The following is an 11,179-nucleotide window of genomic DNA, read 5'->3' as shown; positions in this document are numbered from 1 at the left end:
CAACATAGGCTTATAGCCTCAGAGAAAACCACGTCTTTTAGGCGTGGTTTTTATTTAGTTCTTTTTTATAAATAATTTCAATAATTGTTGCTCGTGACGTAAGGTCATGAACTATAATGTTTATAGAGGTGATGATATGAATGAGGACTACTTAACAATTGGAGAATTAGCACAAAAGATGGATGTAACAGTTCGTACACTACAATATTATGATCGTGAGGGGTTGTTGAAACCAGCAGCAATTAGCAAAGGGGGAAGACGGCTCTATTCAACTAAAGATATTGTTAAATTGCATCAAATTTTATCATTTAAATATCTTGGTTTTTCACTTGTAGAAATTAAAACTAAATTATTTAATCTCGACACACCACAGGAAGTTGCAGCGATTTTAAATCAACAAAAAAGTGTGATTCAAGAACAAATTGCTAACTTATCAGAAGCTTTAGAAGCAACGATTGCCTTATCTCGAGAAGTTCAAGAAATGAATACGGTAGATTTTAAAAAATATGCTGAAATAATAGAGTTACTTCGTTTGGGAAATAAAGAATATTGGGTGTGGAAACATTTTGATAATACAATTACAGATCATATTAAAGAACGATTTGGTGATGATCCAGAGGCCGGGTTAAGAATATTTAGCACTTATCAAGAAGTCTTAGATAAGCTGTATGTGTTAAAGAAACGGGGGGTAAGTCCTGATAGTCCAGAATGCTTTATGATTGCCAAACAGTGGTGGGAAATGATTTTAGAATTTACTGGAGGTAATTTAGAACTGTTGCCAGAGTTACAAAAATTTAATGATAAAAAGAACGATTGGAATAATGATCTGGCAGTTAAACAAAAAGAAGTAGATAATTATCTAACTGCGGCTCTAGAATATTATTTTAAGAGGATCCAAAAGGAGCAAGAGTAATATGGATATTGCATTGCAGATTAATAATCTTAGTAAGGCTTATGGTAAACATCAGGTTTTAGAAAATATTAGTTTTACTGTTGTTAAAGGGGAAATATTTGCTTTACTTGGCACAAACGGTGCGGGGAAAACAACGACATTAGAATGTTTAGAGGGGATTCGACGATACGATACAGGTAAAATTTTAATAAATGGTAAGCTGGGGGTTCAACTGCAATCATCATCATTACCAGCGGATATTACCGCTAAAGAAGCAATCATGTTATTTGCAAAATGGCAAGATCTTGAGGTGACTGACGATTATTTTATTTATTTAGGAATTAAAGCTTTTCTAAAAAAGCAATATCACCAGTTATCGACAGGACAAAAGCGTCGTTTACATCTTGCAATTGCGCTATTAGGACACCCCGATATTATTGTACTTGATGAGCCAACTGCTGGACTTGATGTTGAGGGACGTAACAGTATCCACCAGGAAATTAAACGACTAAAAACCCAAGGTAAAACAATTTTATTAGCGAGTCATGATATGACCGAGGTTGAAGAGTTGTGTGATCGAATCGGAGTATTAAATCATGGGAAAATTGTTTTTATTGGGGCTCCTGATCAATTGCATCAAACAATGCAAAGTAAATTTAAATTAAAGGTTCGTTTTTCAAAGGTGCCCCGATTAAATGAGCAGTTTGAAATAGTTTCTCAGGAACAGGAGTATTATATCTTTGAGACTACAAACTTAGAGATAACATTAAAAGCAATTATTCAATTAACCGAGGAACAAAGTATTAAAATTATGGAAATAAATACTGTTCAGCCAAAGCTGGAAGAAAGATTTTTAAAAGAGGTGCAATCATGAGGGCTTTCATCTATCAAATTGGATTAAACTGGAAATTAAATCTTCGCAGTAAAGAATTATTAGTTCATTATTATGTGGTTCCCTTAGTCTTTTATTTGTTTATTGGGGGGGTTTTTATATCGATTTTGCCCGATGCTGATAAAACGATAATTCAAGTAATGAGTGTTTTTGCTATTACCATGGGTGGAGTCTTAGGTTCTCCATATCCGTTAGTGGAATTTTATCATAGTGACATAAAAAAGGCTTATCAGGTAGGAAAGATTCCTTTATGGACGATTGCCGCAAGTAATTTTATTTCTGGGATTATGCATTTATTTGTGATGAGTTTGATAATTTTAATAAGTGCCCCGATTATTTTTAAAGCACAAATACCTGAAAATATTTTTATATATTTATTGGGGGTAATTTTATTTATCATAGTTAGTTTGAGTATTGGAATGGTTTTTGGTGTATTTTTCAAAAGTGCAGCGAAAATGGGAATGGCAACGCAACTAGTTTTTTTACCGTCGATCATGTTATCAGGAATAATGTTCCCTGTAGCAATGCTCCCTAACGTATTACAGGTGATAGGCAGAATTTTACCGGCCACATGGGGATTTGAATTAATGTGTACAAATGATTTTTTGTGGCTTAATGTGGCTGTTCAGTTAATAATTTTTATGATAATGCTAATTGTAGCAAGTTTCAAGATCAAGCAGATAAGAAAAGAAGATTAAAAAAGCCTAAATTAGTACAAGCTGATTTAGTGCTTTTTATTGTTTAAACTGTTGATCAATCACATTGTTAAAACTATTGGTAATGAAGTCTTTAGTTAATCCTTTTGAATAACGATTATGACTTTTTTCTAATTTTTCATTATATTTATCTATAGGCACCAATTTAAAATTTTCAAATTTTTGATCATAATAGTTGATGACTGGGAGAGAATTAATATTTTTAATTATGGTAGAATTATTATTCTTTTCAAAAGTTATTTGCAGGATCATTGAAACATTATATGCATTGGCAAATTCTGGTGTTGCTCTAGTTACCTGATTATCAGCTGAAATAAATGATCCTAATGAATATACAACAAGTGTTTTATGGTTGGTAGTTTCTAACCATTCAATTGGCTGAATATAATGTGAATGATGACCGATAATGACATCAACCCCTAATTCGTTTAGATAATTAGCTAATTCTTTTTGTTCACTATTGACAGCATATGTAAACTCATTGCCCCAATGAACACTAACGATAACTATATCACTAAGCTGTTTTGCTTGTGCAACTTCTTGTTTTATGATTTCTTTATTAGCGTTATCGAGTTTCATAGTGTCAAGGTTGCGATAATAACCAATCAGTTCTCTGTTTTGATTATCAGGCTTATTAGTTTTATAAGTGTAGCCAAGAAAACTGAAGGTTATATCATTTATGGTTTTTGTAGGGATTTGTGTTTGGACTTCTTTTGATTCATAGATTCCGGTTGTTAGAATCTGGTGTTTTTTAAAGAAGCTTAATGTATTGATACGTCCTTGAGGACCCGCGTCGTTAGCATGATTATTAGCAAGATTAACAGCATCGACACCCATAGCGATAACTTGATTCCCAATTTCCTCAGGAGCATTAAAACTATAACCAGTTCCGGATACTCCTAATTCTTTGCCGCCGATAGGGACTTCCATATTGGCTAATGTTAGATCGTCATTTAAAAAATATGGTTTTACTAAGTCATAATAGCCTTTATCATTGTAACTTGTTCCAATCCAATCATAGTATGGCTGTTCATATAATAAATCGCCGATAAAAGATGCATTAACTATTCTTGGCCTTTTAGTAGAAGTGGATTTGTTTGGTGATTTGATTGATGTTTCTTTTCTATTGATAAATAAATACGTCCCCGTTACGAGGGATAAAAGCAGGAGAAAATTAAGAAATATTTTAATTGGACGTTTTAGTTTTAATTTTTTCTTTGACATTTTTATCACCCTTTATATTGTAACATGATCAATCATGCTAATTGTCTTAAATAAGCTGAAAAATCTTTGCATATTCTTAAGATAAATTATAGAAGATTTGGTAGTTAGATTTATTTAGTTTAGTAGAATGTATGCAAGGACATTGAGGAGGAATGAAAGATGACTAATGAGATTAAGCTGGAAGTTACCTGTGTTCATTGCTTAGGGGTTGGGGAAAAACAGTTATATCCAATAATTAATAGACAAGATTTAGAGGCAAAACAGAATATTTTTGAAGAAGATTTGTTTTTATATCGTTGTCCGCATTGTGGACATTATCAAAGGATTTCGTATGAATGTATGTATTATGATGAGAAATTAAAATATGCGGTGGTGTTGAGCCATGATGGACACCGTTTTTTAAAGAAAGTGAAAATAGATTTAACCGCTTATCAACTTCGTTTTGTAAAAAGTGTAAGTGAATTAAAAGAAAAAATCGTTATTAAAGAAAATGGTTTAGATGATCGAATTGTTGAGATAATGAAACATAATATTCAAACTACTTTAAGGAGCAAAGCGTCTTATCAATTGGTATTAAGAGATGGACAAGGACTAGAGTTTGTTTTATTATATCCAGATAATGAAGTTATTAAGATATTTATGTTTAATAAGCAAGATTATTTGACTTTAACAAAGAAGTATAATCGTTGTTTGGCTAATGATTATATGGTAGATAGGCTCTTTGCTTCTAGAACGGTTTTACGTCTAAATAAGTTCAATAATTTGAAACTAAATTGTCATTAGAATAAATAGATGATATTGGTAAAATACTTGATAAAATCAGGACTTTTATATTGAATCGACTTGTGAAATAATTAATTATTAATCAGATAATTAATTATCTATAAAATTTATGAAAAAGGGTTGACTTCGACAAAATTACGGGCTATTATATTCAGTAACATAACTTAAATACTTTGATAGGAACTAGTAAATAAATTTATCGAGCATAGAGAGATTCTGGGTGGTGAAAAGAATTGTTGATGATTTGTTGAACTCATCCTTGAGTGGAGCGCTGAATCAAGTAGGTGGCTACGGAGTGCAACCGTTATCTAGCAAAAGTATGAACTATATATAATAGCGTACTTGGTGAGATTAATATCGTGAGGTATTAATAAATTGAGGTGGAACCACGGGGTTACTATACTCTCGTCCTCAAAATGACATAGTCTGTCATTTTGAGTGCGAGAGTTTTTTTATAAGTATTTATTATGCAAAAGGGAGGAAGAAAAAATGATGAATTATCAAAAGTATAAGAGATTTGAACCAATCAACTTTAAAGAACGTACTTGGCCGGATAAACAAATTGAAAAAGCGCCTACTTGGGTCTCTGTAGATTTACGTGATGGCAATCAGGCGTTGATTACCCCTATGAAAATCGAAGAAAAAGTCGAAATGTTTCAACTTTTAGTTGATATGGGGTTTAAAGAAATAGAAGTTGGTTTTCCTTCTTCTAGTCAAATTGAATATGATTTTTTAAGAATTTTGATTGATGAAAATTTAATTCCTGATGATGTGACTGTTCAAGTTCTAACTCAAGCACGTGAACATTTAATTAGAAAGACTTTTGAATCATTAAAAGGATTAAAGAGAGCAATCGTTCATGTTTATAATTCAACTTCAGTATTACAACGTGATGTCGTCTTTAATCGAAGTAAAGAAGAAATTAAACAGATTGCAGTCGATGGTGTTAAATTAGTCAAAGAATTAAGTAGAGAATTTGATGGGGAAGTAATTCTTGAATATTCACCAGAAAGTTTTACTGGAACTGAACTGGAATATGCCTTAGAAGTTTGTGAAGCGGTGATGGATGAATGGGGCGCTACTAAAGATAATAAAGTAATTATCAATTTACCGTCAACAGTAGAAATGGCAACACCTAATGTGTATGCTGATCAAATTGAATGGATGTGTACTCACTTTAGTGATCGTGATCGTGTCATTGTATCGTTGCATACTCACAATGATCGTGGTTGTGGTGTAGCGGCTACTGAATTAGGAATTATGGCAGGAGCTGATCGTGTTGAAGGAACACTATTTGGTAATGGTGAAAGAACAGGAAATCTTGATATTGTCGTAGTAGCCTTAAATATGTTTACCCAAGGAATTGATCCAAAACTAGATATGAGCAATATCAATAATATAAAACATGTTTATGAAAAAGTAACGAAAATGGAAATCCCACCTCGTCAACCATATGTAGGAAAGTTAGTGTTTACCGCATTTTCAGGTAGTCACCAAGATGCAATTAATAAAGGAACTCATGCAATGCATGAACGTGACAGTCAAATTTGGGAAGTACCTTATTTGCCGATTGATCCTAGTGATCTAGGCCGCCAATATGAACCGATTGTGCGTATTAATTCACAATCTGGTAAAGGTGGTGTAGCATATGTAATGGAAAGTATGTATGGTTTCCATTTACCAAAAGGATTACAAGTAGATTTTGCTAAAGTAATTCAAGATATAAGTGAAGAAGAAGGAGAAGTTTCTCCAGAAAGAGTCTACGATACATTCATTGAAGAATATGTAGATATTGATGAACCTTATCGCTTTATTAAACAAAAGCTGATTGATATAAGTGAAGATGATAGTGAGTTTGAACGTCGTGCTGAGATTACGATTGAGGCGCATGGTGAAGTTACAACTTTAACAGGATATGGTAATGGACCAATCGATGCTGTTAAAAATGCTTTAAACTCACTTCCAGAAATGCATTCACACTTATTAGATTATAGTGAACATGCATTAACTTCAGGATCAAGCTCAAAAGCAGCGGCTTATGTTTATTTAAGAGCTAAGGGAAGTGCTAGACAAGAATACGGAGTGGGGATTCATCCAAATATTACAACTGCAACTGTAAAAGCGATAATATCTGGAATGAATCGTCTGTATAAGACGCTAAAATAAGTGGAAAGGAGCCGAACATGAATCGTTTAGTATTATCGTTATTAGTGGAAAATAACCCAGGTGTATTAAGCAGAGTGGCTGGTTTATTTAGTCGTCGTGGTTATGGAATTGAAAGTTTAAGCGTTGGCAAGACCAATGAACCTAATGTTTCACGCATGACGGTTGTGGCTGTTGGTGATGAATTGATTTTAAATCAAATTGAAAAACAGTTAGGTAAACTAGTCGAAGTAATTGAAATTTTCCCATTGAAACCGGAAGAATCGGTATACCGGGAATTAGTTTTAGTTAAAGTTGAGGCTGATGAAAAACAACGTTCGTCACTTGTTTCCATTGCCGATATCTTTAGAGCACGGATTATTGATGTTGCACCAGCATCATTAGTAATCGAGGTAACAGGAGATCAGTCAAAGATTGATGGACTGCTTGCCATGTTAGAAGGTTTCAATGTTGTTGAGATGGTTAGAACCGGATTATCTGGTATCAAACGTGGTCTTGGCGAAATTGATATAGAAAGTCATAACAAATAGAAATAGGGGGATTAGAAAAAATGGCTAAAATTTTTTATGAATCAGATTGTGATTTATCTTTATTAGACGGTAAAACTGTTGCCGTGATCGGGTATGGTTCTCAAGGACATGCTCATGCATTAAATATGAAAGAATCAGGAGTAAACGTAATTATCGGTTTATATGAAGGTTCTAAATCTTGGAAAAAAGCTGAAGAACAAGGTTTTGAAGTTTATACTTCTGCTGAAGCAGCTAAAAAAGCTGACATCATCATGATTTTGATCAATGATGAATTACAAGCTAAATTATACAAAGAATCAATTGAACCAAACTTAGAAGAAGGAAATATGTTAATGTTTGCTCATGGTTTCAATATTCATTTTGGACAAATCGTACCACCTAAGAATGTTGATGTAACTATGGTTGCACCAAAAGGACCTGGACATACAGTACGTAGTGAGTACCAAGTTGGTAAAGGTGTACCTTGCTTAGTCGCTGTTGAACAAGATGCTACTGGTCGTGCTCAAGATGTTGCTTTAGCATATGCTTTAGCTATCGGTGGAGCAAGAGCTGGAGTTCTTGAAACTGATTTTAGAACAGAAACAGAAACTGATTTATTTGGTGAACAAGCAGTATTATGTGGTGGAGTTTGTGCTTTAATGCAAGCTGGTTTTGAAACATTAGTTGAAGCTGGGTATGATCCAAGAAATGCTTATTTCGAATGTATCCATGAAATGAAATTAATCGTTGATTTAATTTACCAATCAGGTTTTGCAGGAATGAGATATTCAATTTCAAATACTGCTGAATATGGTGATTATATTACAGGACCAAAAATTATCACAGAAGATACTAAAAAAGCAATGAAAAAGGTATTACAAGATATTCAAGATGGTACATTTGCTAAAGACTTCTTATTAGATATGTCTGAAGCTGGTGGACAAGCTCATTTCAAAGCAATGAGAAAATTAGCAAGCGAACATATTTCTGAAAAAACTGGGGAAGATGTAAGAAAATTATACGCGTGGTCTGATGAAGATAAATTAATCAATAACTAATTTATTATAACAACACACTTTTGTGTGTTGTAATTAAGGAGTAATTTCTTACTCCCTAATTACAACCTACAAAGGTAAAGATAAGGGGGAATATAAAAGTGGCAATGACAATGACACAAAAAATATTAGCAAAACATGCAGGATTAGACGCAGTTGTGGCGGGGCAGCTAATCGAAGCAAAACTTGATGTTGTAATGGCTAACGACATCACAGGACCGATGGCATTACCAATTTTTCATCAAATGGCTGACAAAGTCTTTGATAAAGATAAGGTGATTTTAGTTCCTGATCATTTTACACCAAATAAAGATATTAAGTCGGCTGAAAACTCTAAAGCAATTTTAGATTTTTCAAATGATCAATGTTTAACTCATCATATGGAACAAGGTAAATGTGGGGTTGAACATGCAATTTTACCAGAAAAAGGAATTGTTGTCGCTGGTGAATGTATCATTGGGGCTGATTCACATACATGTACTTATGGCGCTTTAGGAGCTTTTTCAACTGGTGTTGGAACTACTGATATTGCAACAGGAATGGCAACTGGTGAATTATGGTTTAAAGTGCCTAGTGCAATCAAATTTGTCTTAACCGGAAAGCCTAGTCAATTTGTTAGTGGTAAAGATATTATTTTGGATATTATTACTCGTATTGGAGTTGATGGGGCCCGTTATAAAAGTATGGAATTTGTTGGTGAAGGAATTCAACACTTAACAATGGATGATCGTTTTACGATTTGTAATATGGCAATTGAAGCTGGGGCTAAAAACGGGATTTTTCCTGTTGATGAGCAAACGATTGCTTATATGGAAAAACACTCAGTGAAAGAATATACTGTCTATGAAGCTGATGAGGATGCTGAATATGATGAAGTGATTGAAATAGATTTAGGTAAAGTTAGACCAACAGTAGCTTTCCCACATTTACCAGGGAATGGGCATACGATTGATGAAATTGAAGCAATGGATAAGATTATGATCGATCAAGTCGTAATTGGTTCATGTACGAATGGGCGTTTGTCTGATTTACGTAAAGCGGCAGCAATCCTTAAGGGAAAACAAGTAGCTAAAAATGTTCGTGTAATGGTTGTTCCAGCGACTCAGAAAATCTTTGTTCAATGTATTCATGAAGGTTTAGCAGAAATTTTTGTTGAAGCTGGATGTGCATTTAATACCCCAAGCTGTGGACCTTGTATGGGTGGACATATGGGAGTTATGGCTAAAGGTGAAAAGTGTGTTTCTACAACTAACCGCAATTTTGTTGGTCGAATGGGCGACACAGAAGCGTTAATTTACTTAGCTTCTCCAGAAGTAGCAGCCGCAAGTGCAATTGCGGGATATATTGCAAATCCTGAAAAAGTAGGTGAAGAATAATGAAAATATATAAATATGGTGATAATGTTGATACGGATGTAATTATTCCAGCACGTTATTTAAATTCATTTGATGCTAAAGAATTAGCTAGTCATGCGATGGTGGATATTGATCCTGATTTTGCTAAAACGGTTGAATCGGGTGATATTATTGTTGCTGGAAAAAATTTTGGTTGCGGTTCTTCAAGAGAACATGCTCCGCTATGTTTAAAAACAGCAGGAACTAAATGCGTCATTGCAGAAAGTTTTGCTCGTATTTTCTATCGTAATTCAATTAATATTGGATTTCCAATCATGGAATGTCCAGAAGCAGTAGCAGGAATTAATCAAGGTGATGAAGTTACAGTAGATTTTACCACTGGTTTAATTACTAATATTACAAAAGGTGAAACTTATCAAAGTCAACCTTTCCCAGAGTTCTTACAAAAGATGATTGAATTAGATGGTTTAGTCAACTATGTTAATAGTAAAAAGGGGTAAGGATAATGGAAAAAAATATTGCTGTAATAAAAGGTGATGGAATCGGACCGGAAATTGTAACTGAAGCGATGAAAGTTTTAGATGCTATCGCTGATAAATATAATCATAAATTTAATTATACTCAAATTTTAATGGGTGGTGCTTCAATCGATGTTCATGGCGTTCCTCTAACTGATGAGGCGTTGGCGATTGCTAAAAATAGTGATAGTGTTTTACTTGGGTCAATTGGTGGTGATACCACAACATCACCTTGGTATAAATTAGAACCTAATCTTCGTCCTGAAGCGGGGTTATTGAAAATTCGTAAAGAGTTAGGATTGTTTGCTAATTTAAGACCGGCGGTCTTATATGATGAATTAAAGGGTGCTTGTCCTTTGAAGGAAGAATTAACTGAGGGTGGGTTTGACATGATGATCATGCGTGAACTTACCGGCGGGTTATATTTTGGTGAACGTTCAACGAAAGAAGAAAATGGTGAATTAGTGGCTCGAGATGCAATGAGTTATAGTGAGACTGAAATTAGAAGAATTGCTAAAAGAGCGTTTGATATTGCTATGAAACGTAATAAAAAAGTCACGAGTGTTGATAAAGCTAATGTTATTGATACTTCAAGATTATGGCGTAAAGTTGTAAGTGAAGTTGCAAAAGATTATCCTGAAGTTGTGCTGGAGCATATGTTAGTTGATAACTGTGCAATGCAACTGGTAAAGGATCCAAAACAATTTGATGTTATTTTGACGGAGAATATGTTTGGGGATATTCTAAGTGATGAGGCTAGTATGGTAACAGGTTCGATTGGGATGCTGGCAAGTGCATCACTACGTGTTGATAAATTTGGAATGTACGAACCAAGTCATGGTAGTGCGCCTGATATTGCTGGTAAAAATATTGCTAATCCAATTGCTACTATTTTATCAGCTGCAATGATGCTTCGTTATTCGTTTGATCTAGATGATGAAGCGAAAGTGATTGAAAATGCAATTGAAAAAGTATTACAACAAGGATATCGAACAAGTGATATCATGTCAGATAATAAAACTTTAGTAGGAACTAAAGAAATGGGTGACTTAATTGTTGCAAATTTATAAGG

Annotated in this window: 11 protein-coding genes and 1 other annotated feature; of the genes, 10 read left to right on the top strand and 1 reads right to left on the bottom strand. The window is 33.9% G+C overall.

The annotated features are described in order from the left end of the window. Nucleotides 1-106: 106 nt before the first annotated feature. Genes KTF99_RS14690 through KTF99_RS14680 form a run of 3 tightly spaced genes read left to right on the top strand, consistent with a single transcriptional unit; the run spans nt 107 to nt 2,482 of the window. Nucleotides 107-913: a MerR family transcriptional regulator gene (locus tag KTF99_RS14690; protein WP_217215624.1), complete on the top strand. Its 807-nt coding sequence runs from the start codon at nt 107-109 to the stop codon at nt 911-913. A 1-nt stretch (nt 914) separates the two neighbouring features. Continuing rightward, the gene (locus KTF99_RS14685) at nt 915-1,766 is read left to right on the top strand and encodes an ABC transporter ATP-binding protein (RefSeq protein ID WP_008792693.1); all 852 of its coding nucleotides are present in this window, start codon (nt 915-917) and stop codon (nt 1,764-1,766) included. Beyond that, a complete protein-coding gene (locus KTF99_RS14680) occupies nt 1,763-2,482 on the top strand; it encodes an ABC transporter permease (RefSeq protein ID WP_009300325.1) in 720 nt (239 codons plus the stop codon). The genes KTF99_RS14685 and KTF99_RS14680 overlap by 4 nt, the downstream gene beginning before the upstream one ends. 36 nt (nt 2,483-2,518) lie before the next feature. Here the strand turns inward: KTF99_RS14680 and KTF99_RS14675 are convergent, their stop codons facing one another. Then, nucleotides 2,519-3,724: a CapA family protein gene (locus KTF99_RS14675; RefSeq protein WP_029482320.1), complete on the bottom strand. Its 1,206-nt coding sequence runs from the start codon at nt 3,722-3,724 to the stop codon at nt 2,519-2,521. A gap of 159 nt (nt 3,725-3,883) precedes the next feature. On the opposite strand from KTF99_RS14675, the gene KTF99_RS14670 reads away from it, so the two are divergent. The 7 genes from KTF99_RS14670 (at nt 3,884) to leuB (ending at nt 11,177) form a co-directional block, all read left to right on the top strand. After that, complete coding sequence (locus KTF99_RS14670; RefSeq protein ID WP_217215622.1) at nt 3,884-4,507, top strand: CpXC domain-containing protein; 624 nt, start codon at nt 3,884-3,886, stop codon at nt 4,505-4,507. 164 nt (nt 4,508-4,671) lie between these two features. Next, nucleotides 4,672-4,923: a binding site (T-box leader), on the top strand. Between the two features lie 73 nt (nt 4,924-4,996). After that, a complete protein-coding gene (gene leuA, locus KTF99_RS14665) occupies nt 4,997-6,673 on the top strand; it encodes a 2-isopropylmalate synthase (protein WP_003539584.1) in 1,677 nt (558 codons plus the stop codon). Nucleotides 6,674-6,690: 17 nt separating this feature from the next. Continuing rightward, nucleotides 6,691-7,200, top strand: a complete 510-nt coding sequence (gene ilvN, locus KTF99_RS14660; RefSeq protein ID WP_003539586.1) for an acetolactate synthase small subunit — start codon at nt 6,691-6,693, stop codon at nt 7,198-7,200. A gap of 20 nt (nt 7,201-7,220) precedes the next feature. Next, nucleotides 7,221-8,237, top strand: coding sequence for a ketol-acid reductoisomerase (ilvC, locus tag KTF99_RS14655; RefSeq protein ID WP_003539587.1), 1,017 nt, complete (start codon nt 7,221-7,223; stop codon nt 8,235-8,237). A gap of 98 nt (nt 8,238-8,335) precedes the next feature. Continuing rightward, entirely contained in the window at nt 8,336-9,610 is a 1,275-nt protein-coding gene (gene leuC / locus KTF99_RS14650; protein ID WP_009300322.1) for a 3-isopropylmalate dehydratase large subunit, read from the top strand. Beyond that, entirely contained in the window at nt 9,610-10,089 is a 480-nt protein-coding gene (gene leuD / locus KTF99_RS14645; protein ID WP_003539597.1) for a 3-isopropylmalate dehydratase small subunit, read from the top strand. Before leuC ends, leuD begins: the two co-directional genes overlap by 1 nt. 5 nt (nt 10,090-10,094) lie before the next feature. Then, complete coding sequence (leuB, locus tag KTF99_RS14640) at nt 10,095-11,177, top strand: 3-isopropylmalate dehydrogenase (RefSeq protein WP_003539599.1); 1,083 nt, start codon at nt 10,095-10,097, stop codon at nt 11,175-11,177. Nucleotides 11,178-11,179 lie beyond the last annotated feature (2 nt).

It is taken from the genome of Erysipelatoclostridium sp. MSK.7.34 (assembly GCF_019041935.1).
Classification (GTDB): domain Bacteria; phylum Bacillota_I; class Bacilli_A; order Erysipelotrichales; family Coprobacillaceae; genus Thomasclavelia; species Thomasclavelia ramosa.
The sequence above is the reverse complement of the archived record's forward strand: the minus strand, read 5'-3'. Positions and strand labels throughout refer to the sequence as shown.

Excerpts from the sequence above, each read along its gene's own strand:
- KTF99_RS14680 (WP_009300325.1), top strand. The coding sequence starts at position 1,763 with ATGAGGGCTTTCATCTATCAAATTGGATTAAACTGGAAATTAAATCTT.
- leuB (WP_003539599.1), top strand. The coding sequence starts at position 10,095 with ATGGAAAAAAATATTGCTGTAATAAAAGGTGATGGAATCGGACCGGAA.
- ilvC (WP_003539587.1), top strand. The coding sequence starts at position 7,221 with ATGGCTAAAATTTTTTATGAATCAGATTGTGATTTATCTTTATTAGAC.
- leuD (WP_003539597.1), top strand. The coding sequence starts at position 9,610 with ATGAAAATATATAAATATGGTGATAATGTTGATACGGATGTAATTATT.
- KTF99_RS14675 (WP_029482320.1), bottom strand. The coding sequence starts at position 3,724 with ATGTCAAAGAAAAAATTAAAACTAAAACGTCCAATTAAAATATTTCTT.
- leuA (WP_003539584.1), top strand. The coding sequence starts at position 4,997 with ATGATGAATTATCAAAAGTATAAGAGATTTGAACCAATCAACTTTAAA.
- KTF99_RS14670 (WP_217215622.1), top strand. The coding sequence starts at position 3,884 with ATGACTAATGAGATTAAGCTGGAAGTTACCTGTGTTCATTGCTTAGGG.
- KTF99_RS14685 (WP_008792693.1), top strand. The coding sequence starts at position 915 with ATGGATATTGCATTGCAGATTAATAATCTTAGTAAGGCTTATGGTAAA.
- ilvN (WP_003539586.1), top strand. The coding sequence starts at position 6,691 with ATGAATCGTTTAGTATTATCGTTATTAGTGGAAAATAACCCAGGTGTA.
- KTF99_RS14690 (WP_217215624.1), top strand. The coding sequence starts at position 107 with ATGAACTATAATGTTTATAGAGGTGATGATATGAATGAGGACTACTTA.